The following is a 22,386-nucleotide window of genomic DNA, read 5'->3' on the forward strand; positions in this document are numbered from 1 at the left end:
GTAATATGCGGTCGGGCCATTTATCCGTTATTTTTCAGCGGCGCAACGTGCTTGCGACAACGAGGTGGTATTGCCGCTTTGCACATGACGCAATAGGCAATTATCGCCTTGTTTAAGCAGTTGCACAGTGACTGGCATCTCAGTACTGCGCCCCATTATGAGTAAACCATTAGCATCCTTGTGCTGCGCACGTTCAATCACTTCTTGGCTGAACTGTGTGAAGGCATCGTCTGCGATTAATACATTACTTGCCCCTAACAAGGTTGCCAATGCTTGTTGTAACTCAGCATGGATTTGGCTGCTTGGGTTGGTCAGTGTTGCACGTTGCATTTGGGCTGGTGACTCGTTTGCAGTTGCACCACAGCCGCCCACCGCCAATATCGCCAATATGCCAATTAATTGCTTTAGCATTATTGCTCCAATGCCAATGGCGTGAGAATACGGTTATTTTTAAGCACATTTTGATTACGTGTGTCTTGCAGCATAAAGCCTGGGTCGACAAAGGGATCTTGTGCTGGTGCGCGCGCGATTGCAGTTGCTGTCGATGGGCAGCGGTTGTTGGCGCGATAAAATAAGGCTGCACTCAATAATCTTTCGTTGGTATCACCTAATGGGTGTCCAAGGTCGTCTGCTAGCTCGCAACCTGGTACTTCGCTGTCTACGGTTGGATTGGTTGATGGCATAAAACCGTCAGAATATTCGCCAAAGCCTTTATCATTTACCCCTTTAAACTGGATGGTAAAATACGTTGTGTCGCAGTTATTGGTGGGGTAAAAGCCGTATGGTTTTCCACAGGTGGTCTCGCCGAGTTGAATTACCTCAACATCAATACCGCGAAGGGCATTCATTAAGGCTTCACTGGCAGAACACGTACCTGGCGTTGTTAGCACAAATACCCGTTTAAGATTTAGCGAAGGTAGTGGGACTCCGCTGCGAAGCAATGAAGTATTAAATCCAATTGATTCAGGAATAAACGGCATCGGCGTTAAGGCTTCGCGGGTAACGGGATTAACGGTAGGGTATTTGTCATTAAAGCTGGTGCGTTCAAATACTCGGTTGGCTGTAGCATTATCGCCGGCAATCATGTAGCCCAGTTGGCTGGCGAGGGCTAATAATCCGCCGCCGTTATAGCGAATATCCACGACTAAATCGTCAACTTGCGCGTTGCTGAGCAAAGTCATGGCATCGTATAAACCTTTTTCAGCGGTTGCGATGTGGGCGTTAAATTGTAAATAACCCACTTTGCCGTTGGCGGTTTGAATGGTTTTGGTGTTTTGTACTGGCGTCGATACCACAGTCTCAGCTAATAGTGTCACGGTGCGGTCTGCTTGTGCATCTAAATCACGAAGCGTAAACACGGTTTGCTTGCCACTGGTACTGGGGAATAAACCTGCATTTAAGGTATCGATACTGCCGCTGTCATTGGCATCTGCGACGCTAACGCCGTCAACAGTGACAATAATAGCGCCACGGCTAATGCCTGCATCACTCGCTGGCGAGTTGGGTTCGTTGTAAGCCACAGTCACTTGTCGTGAAATACCTGCTGAAGCGTTACGCAAATTTAGCGTCATGCCATAACCAACCGAGGCGCCGGATCCATTAAGTAATTCCCATTCTGCTGTCGACATGGAAAAGTGAAAGTTATCTTTTAGGTTGCCAGTGTCAGACAACTCTTCTGTTTTAAGCAGTTCAAAATATTCTGCCACGTTATAGGGCGCTGGATCGCGATCAATAATTTCGTTGTACCACAGGTAGGTGTCATTACTCCATGAGCGGAGCCACAGCTTTTGGGTTAATGGCGCGCTGCACTGATTTGCTAAGGTCGAATCGTTAGCAAATTGGCCTGCAACCCACTGAGGTGAGGTAGACCCTGTATTGGTGCTGTCATCGCCGCCAGATGAACCGCCACAAGCGGTTAATAGCAGCAGACTGGCACTGATAATCAATGGGGCTAATATGTGTCTAGGGCGTAACTTCATCATAATCCTTTAATATACTCAGATGTCATGATTAATTTGAGTCTTTTATTATTTACAACTTTATTACAATTGACTTGATTTGTAACTCGGTTTTTATATCTTTTTGGGAAAGCCTTTACTCTTAATGACTATATCTAAGGTGAATCAATTTGTTATCACTAGCGTCAATGCAATAAAAAAAATCACTTCAAATTGAAGTGATTTTTTTATCGAGTCACCTAGATGACGACTCTGGTTGATAAACAGTTTTACCTTGTTAGAAGGTCACGCTCTTTTCTGCACTACAAGTTGAGGTTGAAGCCTCACACACTTGATAGGTGTATGTTCCACCGCCTTTTGATGCAATGCTATCTGTATAGCTACCATTATTAGCCGTAGTGGTTATTTTGTTGTTATCACGGAAAACATCAACATTGGCAGAGCTTAAACCACTGAAGCTTAAATCGACATTTTTAACCCCTTTTGATTTATAACCGTTAAGGGATAACGTGATATCTCCACCGGTTGGTGGTGGTGTTACGCCGCCAGCACAACCATTGCTAGATAAATAAGCATCTGCAGCCGCCGCTTGCACAATACCATAACCAAAGTAGTCGTCTTTACCTGACGCACCCGCATCTAATGCAGTGGCTTTAAGTGCTGCGCGGATCTCGCTACCCGTACAGGCATTATGTTGTGACCACACTAATGCCGCAATACCCGATACGGCAGGTGTTGCCATTGATGTACCACTCATAAAGCCAAAATCAGAGGTTCCAATATTTATATTTGCGCTTGAGGCATTAACTAACGCGGCTCTATCTTCAAACGCGGCGCCTACAGCAGGAATGCTGGTGGTATTGGTGTCACCTAATGTGCCATAAAGTACACCGGCTACATTATTTACAATAATGGCACCTACACCGCCAGAGGCTTCACAATTAGCCACTTTGTCGTAGAATGAAATCACTCCACGGTCGATCACACAAATATTACCGTTAGCACCTGAGTTGGTTGATTCAGCCGTACCCATGTAAAAAGTACTACCTGTTACTGAACCTGAATTTTCCATTGCTGATGAGGCAAAAGCAAATCCGTCGACGGATAAATTAGATGCAGTAGCTTGTCCTGCAGGATAAGTTGACAGCGTATCAACCCCGCCAGCAGTGACCTCGACACAAATGGTTTCATCGTTGGTCACTCGGCGACCTTTACCTGATGAACAAGAAGGGAATTGAGAGAAGTCAGCGATAACGTTATTGCCATCATTAGCACCAACCATCATGACTGATGGATAACCTGCTGGGTATGAGCGCACATTGTTACCATCATTACCCGCGGCAGCGACAACTAATCCACCGGCGTCACTAAAACTTTGGAAAGCATTCGATTCGGTTGAGTTTGAACCACCGCCGCCTAAACTCATGCTGATAATGTTAGCACCGGCTTGTGAACAGAGATTGGCAGCTTGAGCTAGATCTGATGAGTAGCCCCATCCAGCGGCGTTAAATACTTTAATAATATGCATGTCAACGCCAGGTGCCATACCAATAACACCAATTCCGTTATCTGCCGCACCAATGGTACCGGCTACATGGGTACCGTGTGGTCCGCCGTTTTCATCCCAATTACCAGTGCCGCTGTCGTTGTTGCCGCTAATATTATTCCACACAAAATCGGCATTACTGCGATCAAGCCCAGAATCGATCACACAAACTTTAATACCGGCACTGGGGTTAAAAGTGACTTGGTCGGCTTGTGATTGATACACAGCATACGGGGTAATCTGGGTTGTCATCGGGTTACCAATGTCATCAGCAAAACCCATCAAATAACGGCGTTGATCTTCTTCAACTAATTTAACATGAGGGTTATTCAGCAATCCTTTTACTTGCGCTAAATCTTTACCCGTAAATGTAGCAGCAATAAATCCATCGCCATCCACATGAATTTGAGCACCTAATTGTTTTGCAAGAGCTTTTACTATGCCCTTTTTTTGTGGGTCCACTTGAATGACATAACGATCATCGCTGGCTTGTACATGAGCCGTTGCACTAAGGCCTAGAGCTAATAGTGATATTGAAATTGTTGATAGTTTCATAGAATAAATATTCCTATTTGTTATTATTTTACTGTTTTGAATCTGCTTTATAGACACTAGGGTACCTACATCATTAGCAGCTAAACTATTCTGACATTAAATTTGTAACACAAAATGACATAGTTTAACAAATTAATAACAAATGTTTTTTAGCGTTTTTTTATCTAAAATTGGTTTTTTACCTTTTAATTCAGATGAGTAAAAATATAACATCAGCGAGCTTTTTAGGGCGCGTTTTATGTTCTCTCTCCGACGGTAATACCAATATAGTTAGCTAGCTGTTTATGCTGATATTGATCCCCAGAGGTTTTTTATTAGGTGTTTAGCCAAAGAGAGCATTACCATGATGGGCCAACATAGAATAAAAAAAGGCGAGTCAATGCGAGCTTCATTAATCAATATCTCGGCGCTATGCCGTCGGCAAGGTGGCGCGTCTGGGGTTAAACTACTGCTGATTATTTTAGCGACCATGTTGGTGACTGTGGGATTAACATTTTTTATTATCCGCACTTATATCTTTCCGTCGCCGTTAACCCCCGTTACCTTAACGGTCAAAGAAACTCAACAGCTAGACCATAAACTGGCACAATTAGGCTGGCAAGCTGAGCCTAGCACTCAAGTGAGTCATTCGTCAGATCCCAACGAGCGAAGCAATCGTGGCAATAATAACAGCGCAGAGTTAACCCCACAGGCCTATCGAGAATTTGACGCCGACCGTCAGGTGACCTTTAGTGAAAAAGAAGTTAATTCAATGATTGGCCGCAATCCTGATTTTGCGCAGCGGGTTGCGATTGATTTTTCCAATAATTTAGCCAGCGCCAAAATGCTGATCCCCATTCCAGAAGATTTCCCGATTATGGCAGGGGAGATTTTACGAGTGAATACAGGGCTAGATATTCATTTAGACGCTAATCGTCGCCCAGTGGTCGCTCTGGTTGGCGTGAGCTTAATGGGCGTACCTATCCCGAATGCCTGGCTTGGGAATATGAAAAACGTCAATTTGGTGGGTGAGTTTGGCGATCGCGGCTTTTGGAATGCGTTTGCCGATGGTGTGGATGATATTCAAATTCGTGACGGTGAGCTGTCGATCAAACTGCGAAAATAATCGAATTGAGTCGTGGGTGTTTACATCAAGCCCACTGTCTATATACCAAGGGACTATTCTCATGCTATTCATTCTGAGTGCGGCTAATACCAAATGCGACAAAGCACTTTAGTAACCTGCTTATTGCAATGTACTTATTGAACACTTCACCATGATAAAGGTTTTAACACACTCGAAAGTCAGCTTACAATCGCTATGGATGATCAATAGATCATCTATGTCCTGTAAAGCACTTTTACCACATGCCAACCAAATTTGGTTTTGACTAGGTGTGGGGTGATTAGCTCGCCATTGAAACACACTTTGTCAAATGGTGGCACCATCTGACCTTTTTTGAACTCACCTAAGTTACCACCACTTTTAGCTGAAGGGCAGCTAGAATGCTTTTTGGCTAACACGTCAAACTTGGCGCCATTATTAAGCTGCTTGATGATGTCTTCAGCTTGAGTTTGGTGTTTAACTAATATATGTAATGCTGCTGCGGTTTTGGCCATGATGTCGGTCTTAGTGTCGCTGTAGTTAGCGCATTATTATACCTGCTTTGTCAGCTAAATTGGCAGTAGATCCTTACCCGAATAATATATTCAATCCCATAAGGTCAAAGATGGTGAGCATTGAGTGATGTTTACACCATTATGTTGCCGGGTGACCAAGTCAATCTCTCGCCAAAAAAATCAATTGTAAACACAGCACGAGAGCAAAGGGGATTACGCCAACAATAACGATTGCCAGCACGAATAATAAGCTTGAAAACTGAATACACGGTGAATCAAAATGCGCTAAACAGAATTGCGTAAATTGACTGAAAACTGCCAAAGTCTCATAGGTAAACATCAATAATAGTGTTGCAATAATGATCACTGGCAGGTAAAAACCATATTGAGGTTTAGTCCAGCGTTGCCGCCTAGCTTTACTCACAAAAAACGCATTTAAGAGTGTGTTTGACATGGGTATTTAGGCAGTCCAATGACGCGCTTACTATGGCGCACTTTAGCGTAAGATAACCGTGTTGAGATTTGCATCGTTCATGCTTTTCTTAGGCTGAATGCGCTTACAAGCTCAGTTAGCTATGGCATATTATCTCATTGGGACTGGCCATTTTCGTGCCGTTGTCAGTGATATTCATTACGCTAACCAGTCAATCAGCTAGGCATAACTTGCTATCGTTTGCGCAAGTTTAGTGATTAAACACTGTTTAAATGGATTACAGTATTGGCAAGTTTATAAAATACCGCGAGCAGATAATGAAAAGGAAATTTTAATGCTTAAGCGAATCATACCATTATGTATAGCGAGTGCGATGACTATGGCAACACCTGTTCATGCAGAAGAAGACAAATATATTTGGCTAGAAGATGTTGAAGGCGCAAAGCCAATGGAATGGGTTAAGCAGCAAAATGCCCTGTCTGCGGCCCACATTAAGGCTTACCCAAGTTTTGATAATCTGGTGGCAAACAGCCTAGAGATCTTAAACGATAAAGCGCGTATCCCTTATGCCACCCGCATTGGCGATTATTTGTATAATTTTTGGAAAGATGAAACCCACCAGCGTGGAATTTATCGCCGTACCACGTTAGCTGAATACGCCAAAGCGCAACCAAACTGGGAAACGGTGCTTGATATTGATGCCCTCGGTAAAGCTGAGAGTGTTAATTGGGTATTTAAGGGCATTGAATGCCAATACCCACAAAACGAGCGCTGCTTGGTGTCCTTGTCTCGCGGTGGTGCAGATGCTGCTGAAGTACGCGAATTTAATTTAACCACTAAATCTTTTGTCGACAGTACTCAGCAGCCGTTTGTGTTGGCTGAGGCGAAGTCAATGCTAAGCTGGATTGATAAAGATAGCGTGTTTGTTGGTACTGATTTTGGTGATGGGCACAGTATGACCGATTCAGGCTACCCAAGTGTGGTTAAATTGTGGCAACGCGGTACGCCATTGTCTGCCGCTAAATTAGTGTTTAGAGGCGATAAAACATCCGTTGCGGTGTCGGGTTATGTGATGTTTGATGATAAAACACCACTGAATATCGTCACCGAAAGCTTAACCTTTTACACCGCGAAACATTATGTTTATCAAAATAAAAAGCTGGTCTCGCTGCCTATTCCTGAGGATGCAGATTTAAAAGGCTACTTTAAGGGGCAGCTGTATATTGAGTTAAAAAGTGATTTAGTCACTAAAAACGGTACTTTTAAACAAGGTGCCATCGTCTATACCCCAGTAAATAAGCTGATTGCGCAAAAACCAGAGTTTAGTGAATTGGTATCGCCAACGAAGCACGCCTCTATTTCGCAAGTGTCATTTAGCCAGAATGCTATTTTTGTCACTTGGTTGGATGATGTAAAAAGCCAACTTGTACGCTACATGCAAAATGATAAAGGTGAGTGGCAAAGTAAGCCTGTCCCCTTTGAAGCTAATGGCACCTTAAGTGTGTTTGATGTTGAACGTGATAGCGATGACTTTTTTGTTAACTACACCAGTTTTTTAGAGCCTGCCAGTTTATATCGCTTAAATGGTGCAAGCCTAAAAGCGGATAAAATTAAAGCGATGCCACAGCAATTTGGCGCCGATAAATTTGTCACCCAGCAGTATTTTGTTGAATCAAAAGACGGCACTAAAGTGCCTTATTTTGTGGTGATGGCTAAAGACATCAAACTCGATAACAGCAACCCTACGTTACTTTACGGTTATGGCGGTTTTGAAGTGTCTCGCTTGCCGGCCTATTCGGCCACTATTGGCAAAAACTGGTTAGAGCAGGGCGGTGTATACGTGCTTGCCAACATTCGTGGTGGTGGCGAATACGGCCCCGCTTGGCATCAAGCGGCGTTAAGACAACATCGTCATAAAGCGTATGAAGATTTTGAAGCCATTGCAGAAGACTTAATTGCCCGTAAAATCACCTCAAGCCAACATCTTGGCATTCAAGGTGGCAGTAATGGTGGCTTGCTAGTGGGCGCTGCATTTACTCGTCGCCCTGAGCTATATAACGCCGTAGTGTGTCAAGTGCCGTTATTGGACATGAAACGCTACAATAAGTTATTAGCAGGTGCCAGCTGGATGGGTGAATACGGTAATCCTGATATTGCACAAGAGTGGGCGTATATTAAAACCTACTCGCCACATCATAATTTAACACCAGGGGTTACATACCCTAAAGTGTTTTTTACTACCTCAACACGTGATGATCGGGTTCATCCGGCACACGCGCGTAAAATGGTGGCTAAAATGGCAGATATGGGCATTGATGTGTTGTATTTTGAGAACATCGAAGGCGGCCATGCTGGCGCGGCAGATAACACTCAAGCTGCCGAGTTAAGCTCAATGGTTTACGCTTACTTAATGCAGCAGCTGCGTTAAAAAACTTGGTTAGTGATTAATAAAGAAAGGGTTTCAGTGCTGCTGAAGCCCTTTTTTATATTTTAGAATTCAACGTTGATTTTTATGCTAATTATCACAGTGATGTTCACATTAGTGTTTACGTTAGTTTTTACCTTAGTGCATCGATGCTTAACCTACCCAATAATGAAAAAATTGCCGCAGTGAAGTACTGCGGCAAAATAGCCTGAAGCAAATGAGCGCGAGTGATCCTTTCGCGCCATTAGCTAGGGGGGTAGGCTCAATGACGATTAATTAGTGGCGCTAATTAACTCAATATCATTACTTGCCAGTGTGCCATTGATTTTAATGGCGACCTGGTAAAGCAGATCGGCATTATCGGATGCTTTGCTTTGTAAGTCGAGGTCATGGACATTAAACGTATATGTACCGGTTGTGTCGGTGGCTTCCAATGATCCAGTGCACTCATCGCTAGTTGAACTGTCGCATTGATAGCTTTGGGTCACATGCCAACGTTTCCAAGCCTTAGGTTTGGTGGACGGTGAGGCTGGGTCGGGGAAACCAAAATACACAATATCGTAATCGGCTACGTTAGTGAGTGCTTCGCCGTCACTATTGGCAACGGTGAATGATAGTGCGCCAGTGGTGGCATCAAATGTGTCGAGTTTAACCACCACGCTGCTGGCATCATCGATACTAACGCCATCAATTACTGGCGGCACAACAACTGGAGGTACAACGACCACTGGTGGATCAATAACAGCCACGTCGTCATCGTTATCACTATTACAGCCAAATATTAGTAATGAACTGGCTAATATGGCGCTGAGATATTTAACTTTCATCATGCGCTCCTTAATTGAAATGTCCGGTATGACAAGTAGTACATTCCATATCGGTTTGAACACTGGCCAAAGGCATAACAGATGCTTCTTTATTATGACAGACTTGACATGCTTGTGCTTCAGCAGAAGGTTTAGCTTCTGGTAATGCTGAAATATCTTCTAAGGCATAAGCGCGGTTGAGCAGTTCAACAATATGAAAAGCCATACTGGCTGATAGACGTTTACAGCGCTCACCTTTTTTGACAAACGGTAAGCCTGATGCAGCAGACCAGTTACTAATAGATGAGTGACATAATGGGCTGTTGGCAATAGAGGTTGCACCGACTTCTAATGATTTCTCTTCCGTAGAACCAATCCCAGCAATAAACTCAGCAGAGGATAAAGGCAAATCTGTCGTTTCATAGTAGCGGAATGAAGCACCAATAATGGCACTGTTTTGGCCATTAATGTCATCTAGGAAATTGATTAACATACCCGATGCATTCAAGTTTCCACAAAGTGTTCCTTGACCCACAACCCCTGCCCAACCATAACCGGCTAATGCTGTTGGTATGGTGGCAAATTTGCTGGCATCAGCACTACTAGATGCTGCAAGCATAGTGATAATGGCATGGAAAACTTGGTGCATACAGCCGCCGCCAGTTTCATAGGCTAACTTAGCGGTTGCCATTGCATCTAAAGGTACATATTTGAGTTTTTCACCTAACTCTAAGCGGTAGTTACCGGCTTCATCGGTGGCGGCAAATGCCGATGTACCTAATAGTGTTGCCCCAGCAGCTGCGGTGCTTAATCCAATAATTTTTGTTAATGCTTGGCGTCTATTTATGCTCATTGTGGTTACCCTCTATATCATTGTTGTTATATTCAAGCGCTAATATTTGTTATGGCTTAGGCTTGTTTTGACATTCGTTGCTGGCCTGAATATCGACAGCAACGCGATGACCTAACAATAATCAATAGGGTTATTAATGGTGTGATTTATGCCCGATAAAACTGTTTTTAAAAAACCATTAAATTTAGCTAATAAACACTGACTATGACGGTCAAAAATAAATACCAAAAGCGCTTTTTTGTGACAGTAGTCTTATCATTTATAAGATTTATGCATATTTATCTGTGTATTTATTGAAATTAACATCATGAAATTATGTGATTAACGTCTCAATTACATCATTGTTAGTCATTACACCTTACAAAATGTAAGGAATAATAGTGTGAAGATATCGGGATCACAGATTTCATAAGATTTTCTGCATACACTTTATCAATTGTTAACAGTATTGAGGCAGTTGATATGCAATTGGGCCATTGCAGGTTTGATATCGACAAAGGTGATCTGATCAATCAGGAAAGTGGCGTGGTGTGGCATCTTCCCCGAGCAGAGCTACATGTGCTGACATTATTGGTCGAGTATCAAGGCAAAGTTGTTGCTAAACCCTTATTAGAATCTGGCTATGGTGATAAATCGCATTTAAGCAGTGCTTCGGTGGCGCGAGCCATATTTACATTGCGGTCTTTTTTTGGGCCACAGCAGGAATCACTTATTGAAACGGTTAAAGGTCAGGGCTACTTACTGCGGCATCATCGTCCTCGTAAGCAAACCGCAAGTGTATTACCGTCGATTATTCGCCGTCATTCTGGATTACTAATCGTAACGGCAATAATACTAATCGTTTGTAGCATTGCTGCAGTGAAACTGATGCAGCCTATTGTTACACCAACCCCGCCTTTGAGTGTCAATACCGTTAAACTCTTATCTGGAAGTACCGTTGATGTGATGCTCTATGCCCCATCAAGAACCAACAATGAGCAGTTGATTGAACTTGGGCAACAAATACAGCAAAGCTTTGCCGATTGTGACGTGAGCAGTTGGGAGAGAGTTTATTTATCACTGTCTCACGACAAGCAAGTATTGAACATTACCTTGCGGGGAGATCTCTTAGGGCAGTCTCTTATTCGTAATTTAAAAATCAGTGATTTAAGGCAGCCTAAACAGTTTGTTAATCGTGATTGGCTCAAGCAGGTGAATATTTGTGACACGATTAACGCACAGCTAGCCCAAACAAGTCAGCATTTGGAGTAATAATAGTATGACTAGAAGTAGATTGTGGGCTATTAATATTATGATCTTAGTGTTATTGCTGGCCAGTATGGGAATTATTTATAGGCTTACTACACGTGTGCCAAGTTTTATGCTCAGTTGCAGTTCAGAATTATTTCATCGTAAGAGCGCGGCACAAGACCAACGTCATTATTTATTAGTCGATTTAGTCTCCAATGAAGGCCAAGCTCAGATTAATTATCGTTATTTTGACTACGAGGGTAATTTGGCGGGTACATTATCAATGAAAGGAACTGTGGATAGAATTGATACCGAAAATCAAATCTACGATATTTCAGTGACCACCAAAAAAGAATTCCTGGCGAGTCACAACTCAAAAGTGCCACAGCATTTAGCGTACTTGTCTTATGTCAGTAGTTTAAATTTAAATAAAAAAGGGCTGCATTCGTTATCGCTTCAAGTTATTGAGCGAGACGAAGCAAAAGATTATGCGGTGGTCCTGTTTCAACCTAGCAATACCGTGTGTGGTTGTCGCTTAGTGCATTAATCAAACCCAATAAAAAGGTCGATGCAAATACATCGACCTTTTAGTGTTTAGGGCTTGTTGACCTTTCGTGTTCAAAGGGCTAAACGGTTTAGCGCTTTGAATAAAAATGCGGCGCCTAGCATTGTACGCTAATACCTTGCACAAACTCTTCGCTTACAAATAAGGACGACCGTTTAGCCGAACCCTTCGGGCTGCATTTGTGGCTTCTTTGTACTGCGTTATCGCTTATTAATGTATAACAACATGTCATAAGCTCTGCCTTGGATAAAACTGCCACAAAATGCAGCAGCATTCACCTTCAAAGATCTACCGGCCCTAGTGACTACCCGTTATATTTTTATTGAGTTGAGCGTGACTTGTTTGGTCTGAGTGACTTCACCCACGGGCAAAATAGTACGGCCGTATTCGGCATTCAGTAACTGCGCCATAGCAAAATAAATGGCACTTGCTCCGCAGAAAATACCTTCAAATCCAGCGATAGTGCCAAGCAGGGCATTATCGGTAAAGTCGTGTGCAGCCAGTAAGAAAAACAACACCGTCAATGAACCAAATATCACTTGTTTTGCTCGTGGATAACGTAAAGACCCGACAAACATAAAGGCGGTAAATATGCCCCATAAGGTTAAATACCAGCCCATAAAATGAGCGGGACTGGCGGCAACACCCATGTTTGGCATTAATATTAGCCCAACTAAAGTCAACCAAAACAAACCGTAGGAAGTAAATGCTGTTGTGCCAAAGGTATCGCCGCGCATAAAGCACATGATGCCCACAATCACTTGGCCAATGCCACCGTAAAAAATCCCCATCGCAAGGATCATCGAATCAATTGGAAAGTAACCCGCATTGTGAATATTCAGCAAAATGGTGGTCATGCCAAAGCCCATTAATCCCAGTGGCGCTGGGTTGGCCAGTTTTGTAGACATTAAGTTCCCCTAGTGTAAAGGTCACTGAATCCTGTCGATTCAGTGAGCGTTAATCTGTATCTTTATAGCGTAAGGCGCGCATTCTAGAGAAAGGGGCCGGGGTCGCAATATGCCTGAAGAGGTAGCAGCATTGTAAAATGTAATAATAAATTCTCATTAAAACAATTACTTAAACTCGTTGTGAGTAATTGGCATATTTGAATGAAAATTAATATTGTAGGAAGTTATTTGAATTCAATTAGATAGACAGACATCTTACAATGAGGGTGATGGTATTCACCGTTTGAGTGGTAAGCGTGACCCCCATAATGTATCGCCTAAATAATCGCCAATTCGCCGCAGCAATAATGGGTTAAAGCCGCAGATATTTGTGATCATGCTTGGGTTAATGAGCTAAACTTGATTAAGGCTACAAAACGTTAATAAAGTTTCTTTTAATGCTAAAAAGTGTGTCGTGACAGAGGTTGTTGTCAGTTAATGTCAGTTAATGTTAATTGATGCCAGCGCCGTTTTCGGTGTCTATCGGCTTATGATTCACTCAATATCACCTTATTTCGGGCGCTAATTTTGGACTGAAGCAATCCGGCATCCGCAAGATCGATTGCTTACTCTATCGGTATGTCTTGGTCGCTGAGTTCAACTACCCCCAAAATTGGTGATAATGTTAATTTGCTGTCCGCAATTGTCATTGGCATGAGTCGGACAATGACCGAGTATATTGAGGGCTCTTTAAGGTATTGTTGGGCGAATTCAAATTATCTAATTTGTTTCCTAGGTCATAGATTAGCTTTCTAATGATAGTTAATCTGTGGTTAGCTCTTAACTAAAACCACATTAAATAGGTCAAAATCATTTTGGTTTATTTATCATCGGAGGTTATATGCAACATAAGTTTATCACTACGGTATTAGGCACTTTACAGCCCAATCTTCTGCAATCACTTGCTCAAGTCAGCCGTGAAATAGGCGCAAGTTGGGAAACCAGTAAAGTCATCAAACTCGACGGGCAATTTGTTGCAATGATGCGGGTTATGATAGATGTCGATAAGGAAGCTTCCTTAAAACAAGCATTAGAGCAGCAGTTTTCCCAATTGACTTTTGTCTATGCTGAGTTTGAACATCAATCTATACATTTATCTACAGAGTGTAAACTCACTTTAGATTGCAATGATCGTTCGGGTTTAACCCATGATATCAATGAAATTTTATCAGACCTTGATGTGAGTGTTGATCACCAAGAATGTTATCGTGTGCAAGTAAGCAGTTTAGGTAAAACGGTATATAGCGCTAAGATGACGTTAAGGTTACCGGAGAACGTGACCAAAGCGCTGTTAGTATCTCAACTTGAAACCTTAAGCGATAATATTCGTATCGATGTTACTAAGTAAACTCTGCTTAATACAAGAAACGATTATCAGACAGCCATTTGTTATGCTATCTGAGTTGCATTGACTTGCAATAGGTTAACTATTGACCCCGCGGTTAACACGTGAAAACGGCTTGTTAGCTAAACAAATGGCAAGTTTGATATGAAATAGATGAACTATGCTAATTTTTACCTATTTACCCCATGCTTAACCCGAGATGAGGTTAAGTTGAGGTAGGGCAACCATTACGACTGTGTTTGTAAGCTGTCGACGGCAATAGTAGCCTTGGCCAATCGTGACAAATAGGTGGTTAATTAATTTACACTTATTGGTATTACACCATAGTAAGTTGCTTAATCGCCTGCTCGGTTAGCGATTCGGTATAAGGGTTAATTTTGCAATGCTCAACACTCCAACCTTTGACAAAACGCTGAAAATCAGCCCAAGCCACGCAATATAAAGGCCGCCATTGCTGTTGTACATCAAGCGGATTTATTTGAGGGTGAAACGCTATGAGTCCTTGCGTTAAAGCGGCAAAGTAATGATTAAGATGGTCATTAATTAAGGCTTCTGGCTCACGATAGTTCAGCACACTGCTTAACAGCATGATCACGTCTTTCATGCCACAGCCCTGACCAATATATTGAAAGTCTACCGCAGCGGCGCGATCATCTGGACTAAAGCAAAAATTAGCTAATTTTGCATCACCGTGTACCAAGGTTTGGTACTTAGATTGCCTCAGCGCTTGGTCGATAAGGTGAGCCGCTGACTTAAGCGGGCTGTCGGGTAGGGCGGCTAATTCATCCGGTCGGGTGCCTAGATGCCAGTAAGTGCCTATAGGCCAAAGCCCATTAGGCTCGACATGCATGTATTTAGCATGAAAATGTCCCAACCAGGTTAAACACTCGCGCACAGTCGCGGGTGTGGCGGTTTTTCTTACTTGGGTAAAACCGATGTTATATAAATCTTGTAATATTAATAGGGTTTCATCGGCTTGTTGGTCGACATGTATGCAACGGGGCAACGGGCACATTGAGTGCTCTGCATGGGCATTAGCATAGTGTTGATACCAATTGACTTCTACTTGATACGATCGCAATTTACGTTGATGCGACAGCGGCGTGTTCCAACCTTTAGGATGTGATTCTGGTTGAGGGAAACATATATATTTTACAATCACAGACGGGTATGGCTTGCCAGTGACATAGGCTCGAAATAGCTGACCATACCCTCCCCAAAGCGGCTGTATTTTCTCGATATGATCTAGCGAAGTTGCACCTAGGGCATGGGTAATTCGCGTTAGTATATTAGGTGGAATACTCAAGGTGTTCTCGTGTTAGTGATGTTATCGATATGATTTTTTAATCGCGACCTTAGTCTTGTAATAATAGTAACAAATTTTGTTGGTTCAATTAAATATTCGCTAACATGCTAGCCAAGACTGGTTGAGGATATAGTCAATTTGATATTATTTTACTAAAAAATCATGATATTAAAGGTAGTGAAGAGACTATTTTATTGTTTTCAACAACAAGGCTGCCAATGGCAACTTTGTTGTTAAGTCATATTTATGAGTGGCTTACACCGTTGGGCGGTGTAAATCAAAGCGTAACTGGTCTGAAATACCATAATAGGCAGATGGACCGCCAGCACGTAATACCGGTTCAGCTAATGCCGTTTGATAAATCCCTTCGGCGCTGAGTAAGTGCTTTTCAATATGCACCGCCACGACTTCACCTAACACTAGCCAGCTATCAATTTTGTCACCATTTGCTGCCGTTAGCTGGATGCATTGCGACAGTTTGCATTCGAAGCTAACAGGGCTTTGTGCAATACGATCAGCCTTAACTATGTTGCCTGCTATTGGGGTTAATCCTGCAAATTCAAATTCATCGGTGCCATGAGGTAATGCCGCAGAGGTTTGATTCATTTGCTCGGCTAAACTGCGGGTGGTTAAGTTCCACACAAACTCGCCGGTTTCAACAATATTGGCGACGCTGTCTTTCCAGCCGGTACTGGCAAAACCGATAATGGGCGGATCGTAATTAAAGCAGTTAAAGAAACTATAAGGCGCGAGGTTTCGCTGGCCTTGGGCATTACGAGAGGCAATCCAACCAATTGGGCGCGGGCCTATAATGGCATTTAGTGGGTTATGTGGTAGACCATGGCCTTTGCTTGGTTCATAAAAATAGCGATTATCAGCACTCATATCTTCCCTTCTTTATATTGGTAAACTTAAATGACGTTATTAGGCATGACGATGTCATCAATATTTTGAAATCAATACGTTAAAATTAATATCATATCATCAATATCATGGCATTCATTATAGGGACAGATATGGCCATAGTTATGACCATCGTTATGGCATTCATTATAGGGACTGATATGACCATAGTTATGGCTTTCATTATAGGGACTGATATGACCATCGTTATGGCTTCATTATAGGAACTGATATGACCATCGTTATGGCATTCATTATAGGAACCGATATGGCCATAGTTATGACCATCGTTATGGCATTTATTATAAGGACAGTTATGCCATTAATGCAGTCCACAGCAAGCGTAAACCGACTATTATCATTAAACTGAGAATGATTTTCTTAAACTGTTTGTCGTTAAATTTATCTTGAATACGCAGCCCCAGTTTTACCCCAATCCAAGCGATAGGCGCCAACGATACAGATATCAATAAATTGCTACCATTGATTTGTCCCAGCATGCTGTAGGGAATTAACTTGACCATATTTACCACTGCAAAAAAGACTACCGCAGTGCCCAAGTATTCTGTTTTGGCTAAACGCAGTGGAATTAAATAGGCATTTAATGGTGGCCCGCCGGCATGGGCTACAAAGCTAGTAAAGCCTGCAATAGTGCCGCAAACTTGGCCAATGAACGAGGACGGTTTACCTTGTGACCATTCACCTAAAGTGAGGCCATAAATACCAAACCCTAACGAAATCCCTCCTAATATACCGCGTAAATATTGCTCGTTAAGTTGATCAAATAACAGATAAGCCACCACGATACCGACAATGGCAGCAGGCAATAAAATCCACAATTGCGCGGTATTGTGTTTTCCCCACCAAGAACGCACACTTAAAAAATCCATGTAAACTAATAACGGTAACATCACCGCTGCCGCGGTTGCTGGGCTAATCGCTAATGCCAACAACGGGACGGTTAATCCGCCTGCACCGCCAGCAAAACCTGATTTTGACATACCAGTGATTAACACTGCCGGAATAGCCACTAACCAAAATAACGGATCTGTTAACACCGATGCTCCCGCGCCAATCATTGCTATTGGCTATTGATATTAGATAATTGGAATTGGCTATTTGATATTGTTAGTCAGAGATAATATCACTGCCTTTTAGTATAGAGTCAGTTAATTAACACAATATATAACCTCAACTCCAGATAAGAGATATAACTCTACGGCACATAAACTATCAATGAAGGGATAACGAAACGATGATCCAATTGAGCGAGTGGCAGCAGCAGGGACAATACCTTCTCATTAACGGTCAGCAAATTTTTACCCGTCAAGCGGGGGATTGTAAGGCGCCTGCATTATTGCTCATTCATGGTTTTCCTAGCGCCAGTTGGGATTGGGAAGGCATGTGGTATGAATTAACCCAGCACTATTATGTGATCACTTTGGATATGTTGGGTTTTGGCTTATCAGATAAACCCAAAAATTCGGCATATTTAATAAGCGACCAAGCCGATATTTATCAGGCATGCTTATACAAGCTAGGTGTCAGTGAATATCATATTTTAGCTCATGATTACGGTGACACTGTCGCGCAAGAGTTGTTAGCGAGGCAAATTGACGGCTGTAGTCCATTGACCATCGAGAGTGTGTGCTTTTTAAATGGTGGTTTGTTTCCTGAAACCCATAAACCGCTACTCATTCAGAAGTTGTTGTTGTCGCCGTTAGGGGTTTTGGTGTCTAAACTGATCAATAAACAAAAGTTTGCCCATAATCTACAACACATATTTGGGCCGTCGACACCACCTTCGCCAGAAGCGATCGACACTCTATGGCAATTATTAACCCACAATGACGGTTTGTCGGTGATGCATAAATTGATTCACTACATTACTCAGCGACAACAACACCGTGAGCGTTGGGTGGGTGCCATTATCAACAGTAAGATACCGATAAAGCTGATCGCCGGAGCGCTCGATCCGATCTCGGGTCAGCATATGATCGATCATTATCGAGATTTGATCCCTAATGCCAACGTCACTGAAATGCTAACCTTAGGCCACTACCCGCACATCGAAGATGCACAAGCCATTACCACGGCCTATTTACAATTTAGACATAGCATTGAGTGAGGCTCAAAATATTGAAAAAAGACAGCATAAAGATCAATAAAGCTGTCATGTTTAATTGATATTATTAGCCGATATTCTTTAGATTTATTGAGTAAATCACAATGCGTGTAATTGCCATCATAAGTGTCGTTATTAGCTGCATATTTTTCAGTGTGAGTAGCTTTTTTTTATTGGCTCAGCCAATTGAAGCCGCAATAGCACAGCCCGAGAAACCCTATGTTTTGCTGATTTCTATTGATGGCTATCGATACGATTACAACCGTCTGCATAAACCCAAACATCTGAGCGAATTTGCTCGCCATGCAGCGCAAGTGACTCGCTTTAAGCCATCGTTTCCCACGGTAACGTTTCCTAACCACATTACCTTAGTCACAGGTTTGTATCCCGCCCATCACGGCATAGTGTCAAACCGTTTTTATAACCATACTCTGCAGCAGCCCTATGGGTTGAATATTAAACAAGCTTTGACCGATGGCCGTTTTTACCATGGGGTTCCATTATGGTCATTAGCGGGTCAACAAGGGTTAAAAAGTGCCAGCTATTTTTGGCCAGGTTCAGAAGCCAAAATTGCGGGTCACCGTCCAGATTATTGGCTGCCTTACAAAGATGATGCGGCAAATAATCAACGAGTACAGCAGGTGTTACAGTGGTTTAATTTGGCCGAAGATCAGCGTCCACAATTTGTGACCTTGTATTTTTCAGACGTTGATACTGCCGGGCATCTCTATGGTCCAACATCAGATAACACCTACCAAGCAGTGCAGAACGTTGACCAAGCCATAGGGCAATTACTGACCGGAATAAAAGCCTTACCCTTTAAAGTGAATGTAATTATCACCTCCGACCATGGCATGACTAAGGTTGACGGATTTGAACGTGTATATACCGACAAACTGTTTGCTGGCAATGAAACGTTAAAAGATAAATTTAGCTTTAACAACGATGCCGCATTTTCGTTAGTGACTGCGACAGGGCAAAACAAACAGCAAGACTTAGCCGCGTTAGAAGCATTAACCCAAAAGGTACCCGGTTTACAGTTTTATCGTCAGCAAGATATACCGGCCAATTTACACTTTAGCGCGAATCCCTCTATTGAAGATGCGGTACTGATCAGTAATCAACACTACATTACTAGTACCGATGCACGGGCAGGGCGCATTGGTAAGCACGGCTACGATGCCAATGTGATTACCGACATGAATACTGTGTTATATGCTCAAGGACCCGCGTTTAATCAAGTCACCATAGCCAATGCTGAAAACATCCATTTGTATCCTCTTATCGCCCATATTTTAGGCTTAACCATAACAGAACCCATAGATGGCCAGTTAACCGTGTTAGCGCCTTTATTAGGCAAATGATTACAGATAACACTCGTCGACGTGTACCATGATTCATGCTTGTTTATCTCAATCAACATTGGATAAAAAAAGCTAAATAGACATTACGTCCAGTTGCAATATAAGATGATATTGTACAAATGAGTGGTGTTTTGGTGTTACGTTAAGCTTAGTTATTGCAATAACGTCAGCAGATATAACTGTACTACTCGCGTTTTTTATAGGCCTAATAGGGCCTGTTGATCTTTCAAGGTTGTTTTTGCAGCGAATTGTTGCTCATTACTTAAACATGAGCTATGAAGCAGAGGCTGTGTGGTGTAGTTATTCTACATAAAAAGCCAATAACGCAGTAGAAATGACCAACAAAAGCTGCCCGAAGGGTTCGGCTAAAAACGTTTTACTCTTTGTTGAGCGAATTTTGCTTAGATTGCTAGGCAGCAATCCACTCGCCTCGATTAAAACGTTTTTATCTCGAACAAAATTTAACCAGCAAAGATCAACAGGCCCTAGCTTTCAATGCAATATTTCTATTGGTGTAAAGCGTGACTATCTTCCGATGTCATCTGAGTTATTAAACCTGCTAACACCTGCTATAGTTTGAGTAGCGATTACCCAGCACCGAATACAGTATGTTCAAGATGAATTTAAAATGAAATCATGGGGTCGTGTTAATTATCCCATTAACATAAAGGTAGTGCCAACCATGACAACAGCAATAGATTATTACTTTACTAGCCTCTCTCCTTATACTTATTTAGGCCACAACACCTTTATCTCGTTGGCAAATAAGTACCACTTAGGGATAAACTATAAGCCCATTAAACTGTCAAAATTATTTGCGGTATTAGGTGTGCTGCCTGTAAAACAGCGCCTACAAGCTCGACAAGACTATCGCTTAATAGAGCTAGCTCGCTGGGCAAAAAAACGCCAATTACCGCTTAGTCTACATCCGGTTTTTTTCCCTGTAGACCCTAGTTTGGCAGATAAGTGCACGATTGTATTACAGCAAGCTGGGCAAGAGGTCAGCGAGTTTGTCGGCAATGTACTGGCAGCATGTTGGGCTGCAGATCAAAACATTGCTGATGAGGCAGTTATTAGACAAATATTAACCTCGGTTAATATCGATGCAGACAGTGTTTTACAGCAAGCGCTATTAGCCGATATCGATGCAATATACGAAGCCAACACCTTAGACGCTATCGAGAAAGGTTTGTTGGGTGTGCCAGCTTATGTGTATGAAAAAGAGCAATTTTGGGGACAAGATAGATTAGATTTACTTGATGATAAGCTGAGTGAGTAATGTTATTTAGATGACAGCCTAAAGCAAGGTTGCAGTGACTATTTACTGCAGCCTGCATCGATCCCAATAGTTACAGAATGAGCCTTGGTTATTTAACAACTTGTTTTAAAAGATAAGTTTAGCTGTATGCTCGACGTTAATGTGCAGTTCTTGCAACAAATAACCTTGCATATAAATAGGCATAAAAGGCGTTAACAATAAATAATATTTATTGTTAACGCCTTATTATCGTCAAATACTTTGCTAAGTGTTTAACCACAACAAATTTACTTTAATTTTGTGATACCAATTAACACGCAAATGATACCCCCCGCCATTCCTGCCCAAGCTTCAATAGGCGCATCACCACTTAACGCTCGGCTAAATTGAGAGCCCGCTGAATCATAAATATTGTAGCCCCACATAGCTAAAAAAATACCCGCAATAACAAGCACGATCCCAATAATTTTATTATTCATTCTTACTCCTGACTTTTAAGAGGTCACAGTTGATGAGGTTACAGATAATGGACCTGAAACTAATGGCACTTACGAAACCAATAACGTTTCGTTATTGGGGATCCCCAGATAAATTTTCTGTCAATTTCCAGAGAAATGATAGCTTCCATCGAGTCCATTTTAGCTAAAATTGGACTGACAAAAGCTAAACCACTATTAACTATATAAATTACGTTTGTAAATTTTTTATTGTTGTTCATATGCGTTAAATTTATTTCTAATTTGTTCTATTCGCTCCCGATTAACACCAAAGTCAGAGTGTCCGATACGTGAAGCTGATCTGACATGTATGGATATTTTATCGGATATTGTAGATGGGAAATAAAACTCAACATCGTCAACAAACTGCAATACCTGAGAGGTAAACTCAACTCGAATATAATTTTCCTCAACCACGACGATATTTGTTCGCTCCGAGGCCTTTAGTATGTGCAAAAGACGCACTTTCGCTTGTTGCTGCGTTCCGATGAAATCGATCGGTGCTATAAAATGTTCTTCATCTGCTGCTTGTTGACTATTGACACAGTTTGGCGAGTCTGGGCATGGCATTAATTGGCCATCATTTAAGCCCAGTGTAGGTACAGTGCCAGAGCAACCCATTAACAGCATCATGCTGAGTGTAATAATTGAAATCTGTTTGTACATTATTA

At 42.2% G+C, this 22,386-nt stretch carries 20 protein-coding genes; 8 read left to right on the top strand and 12 right to left on the bottom strand.

Annotated features, from left to right (window positions below; genetic code table 11):
* Positions 1 to 27 precede the first annotated feature (27 nt).
* The 3 genes from CXF80_RS15895 to CXF80_RS15905 form a co-directional block, all read right to left on the bottom strand.
* Complete coding sequence (locus tag CXF80_RS15895) at positions 28 to 411, bottom strand: hypothetical protein (RefSeq protein ID WP_101033910.1); 384 nt, start codon at positions 409 to 411, stop codon at positions 28 to 30.
* A complete protein-coding gene (locus tag CXF80_RS15900) occupies positions 411 to 1,979 on the bottom strand; it encodes a S41 family peptidase (RefSeq protein ID WP_101033911.1) in 1,569 nt (522 codons plus the stop codon). The genes CXF80_RS15895 and CXF80_RS15900 overlap by 1 nt, the downstream gene beginning before the upstream one ends.
* Positions 1,980 to 2,235: 256 nt before the next feature.
* Positions 2,236 to 4,059, bottom strand: a complete 1,824-nt coding sequence (locus CXF80_RS15905; protein WP_101033912.1) for a S8 family serine peptidase — start codon at positions 4,057 to 4,059, stop codon at positions 2,236 to 2,238.
* A gap of 379 nt (positions 4,060 to 4,438) precedes the next feature.
* Here CXF80_RS15905 and CXF80_RS15910 point away from each other — a divergent pair, with 379 nt between their 5' ends.
* Entirely contained in the window at positions 4,439 to 5,164 is a 726-nt protein-coding gene (locus CXF80_RS15910) for an arginine N-succinyltransferase (protein ID WP_101033913.1), read from the top strand.
* 215 nt (positions 5,165 to 5,379) lie between these two features.
* Here the strand turns inward: CXF80_RS15910 and CXF80_RS15915 are convergent, their stop codons facing one another.
* Positions 5,380 to 5,658, bottom strand: coding sequence for a peptidylprolyl isomerase (locus CXF80_RS15915; RefSeq protein ID WP_011639051.1), 279 nt, complete (start codon positions 5,656 to 5,658; stop codon positions 5,380 to 5,382).
* A gap of 767 nt (positions 5,659 to 6,425) precedes the next feature.
* Between CXF80_RS15915 and CXF80_RS15925 the strand changes: the two genes are divergently transcribed.
* Entirely contained in the window at positions 6,426 to 8,519 is a 2,094-nt protein-coding gene (locus tag CXF80_RS15925; protein WP_101033915.1) for a prolyl oligopeptidase family serine peptidase, read from the top strand.
* A 269-nt stretch (positions 8,520 to 8,788) separates the two neighbouring features.
* Here CXF80_RS15925 and CXF80_RS15930 read toward each other — a convergent pair whose 3' ends face one another.
* On the bottom strand, positions 8,789 to 9,346 hold the full coding sequence (locus CXF80_RS15930) for a hypothetical protein (protein ID WP_232772129.1): 558 nt from the start codon (positions 9,344 to 9,346) through the stop codon (positions 8,789 to 8,791).
* A 7-nt stretch (positions 9,347 to 9,353) separates the two neighbouring features.
* The gene (locus CXF80_RS15935) at positions 9,354 to 10,175 is read right to left on the bottom strand and encodes a cytochrome C (protein WP_101033917.1); all 822 of its coding nucleotides are present in this window, start codon (positions 10,173 to 10,175) and stop codon (positions 9,354 to 9,356) included.
* Positions 10,176 to 10,637: 462 nt separating this feature from the next.
* Here CXF80_RS15935 and CXF80_RS15940 point away from each other — a divergent pair, with 462 nt between their 5' ends.
* Both CXF80_RS15940 and CXF80_RS15945 read left to right on the top strand, forming a co-directional pair.
* The gene (locus tag CXF80_RS15940; protein ID WP_101033918.1) at positions 10,638 to 11,426 is read left to right on the top strand and encodes a winged helix-turn-helix domain-containing protein; all 789 of its coding nucleotides are present in this window, start codon (positions 10,638 to 10,640) and stop codon (positions 11,424 to 11,426) included.
* 7 nt (positions 11,427 to 11,433) lie between these two features.
* Complete coding sequence (locus CXF80_RS15945; protein ID WP_101033919.1) at positions 11,434 to 11,952, top strand: hypothetical protein; 519 nt, start codon at positions 11,434 to 11,436, stop codon at positions 11,950 to 11,952.
* A gap of 329 nt (positions 11,953 to 12,281) precedes the next feature.
* Here CXF80_RS15945 and CXF80_RS15950 read toward each other — a convergent pair whose 3' ends face one another.
* On the bottom strand, positions 12,282 to 12,878 hold the full coding sequence (locus tag CXF80_RS15950) for an acetate uptake transporter (RefSeq protein WP_101033920.1): 597 nt from the start codon (positions 12,876 to 12,878) through the stop codon (positions 12,282 to 12,284).
* A gap of 880 nt (positions 12,879 to 13,758) precedes the next feature.
* On the opposite strand from CXF80_RS15950, the gene CXF80_RS15955 reads away from it, so the two are divergent.
* Complete coding sequence (locus CXF80_RS15955; RefSeq protein ID WP_101033921.1) at positions 13,759 to 14,265, top strand: glycine cleavage system protein R; 507 nt, start codon at positions 13,759 to 13,761, stop codon at positions 14,263 to 14,265.
* A 313-nt stretch (positions 14,266 to 14,578) separates the two neighbouring features.
* On the opposite strand, the gene CXF80_RS15960 is transcribed toward CXF80_RS15955, so the two are convergent.
* From CXF80_RS15960 to CXF80_RS15970, 3 genes are all read right to left on the bottom strand, one after another.
* A complete protein-coding gene (locus CXF80_RS15960; RefSeq protein ID WP_101033922.1) occupies positions 14,579 to 15,568 on the bottom strand; it encodes a phosphotransferase in 990 nt (329 codons plus the stop codon).
* 255 nt (positions 15,569 to 15,823) lie between these two features.
* The gene (locus CXF80_RS15965) at positions 15,824 to 16,453 is read right to left on the bottom strand and encodes a flavin reductase family protein (protein ID WP_101033923.1); all 630 of its coding nucleotides are present in this window, start codon (positions 16,451 to 16,453) and stop codon (positions 15,824 to 15,826) included.
* A gap of 332 nt (positions 16,454 to 16,785) precedes the next feature.
* Positions 16,786 to 17,529, bottom strand: a complete 744-nt coding sequence (locus CXF80_RS15970) for a sulfite exporter TauE/SafE family protein (protein WP_101034795.1) — start codon at positions 17,527 to 17,529, stop codon at positions 16,786 to 16,788.
* 197 nt (positions 17,530 to 17,726) lie between these two features.
* Between CXF80_RS15970 and CXF80_RS15975 the strand changes: the two genes are divergently transcribed.
* The 3 genes from CXF80_RS15975 (at position 17,727) to CXF80_RS15990 (ending at position 21,239) form a co-directional block, all read left to right on the top strand.
* A complete protein-coding gene (locus CXF80_RS15975; protein WP_101033924.1) occupies positions 17,727 to 18,599 on the top strand; it encodes an alpha/beta fold hydrolase in 873 nt (290 codons plus the stop codon).
* Positions 18,600 to 18,769: 170 nt separating this feature from the next.
* Entirely contained in the window at positions 18,770 to 19,960 is a 1,191-nt protein-coding gene (locus tag CXF80_RS15980; RefSeq protein WP_198554779.1) for an alkaline phosphatase family protein, read from the top strand.
* 682 nt (positions 19,961 to 20,642) lie between these two features.
* Positions 20,643 to 21,239, top strand: coding sequence for a 2-hydroxychromene-2-carboxylate isomerase (locus CXF80_RS15990; RefSeq protein WP_101034796.1), 597 nt, complete (start codon positions 20,643 to 20,645; stop codon positions 21,237 to 21,239).
* A gap of 266 nt (positions 21,240 to 21,505) precedes the next feature.
* Here the strand turns inward: CXF80_RS15990 and CXF80_RS15995 are convergent, their stop codons facing one another.
* Together CXF80_RS15995 and CXF80_RS16000 are read right to left on the bottom strand one after the other, a co-directional pair.
* Positions 21,506 to 21,697, bottom strand: a complete 192-nt coding sequence (locus CXF80_RS15995) for a DUF3185 family protein (RefSeq protein WP_101033926.1) — start codon at positions 21,695 to 21,697, stop codon at positions 21,506 to 21,508.
* A 225-nt stretch (positions 21,698 to 21,922) separates the two neighbouring features.
* Positions 21,923 to 22,381 (bottom strand): DUF1499 domain-containing protein, encoded by a 459-nt coding sequence (locus CXF80_RS16000; RefSeq protein ID WP_101033927.1) that lies wholly within the window; start codon positions 22,379 to 22,381, stop codon positions 21,923 to 21,925.
* Positions 22,382 to 22,386: the final 5 nt, after the last annotated feature.

Origin of the sequence: Shewanella sp. Actino-trap-3, assembly GCF_002836275.1 — a bacterium.
GTDB lineage: Bacteria > Pseudomonadota > Gammaproteobacteria > Enterobacterales > Shewanellaceae > Shewanella > Shewanella psychromarinicola.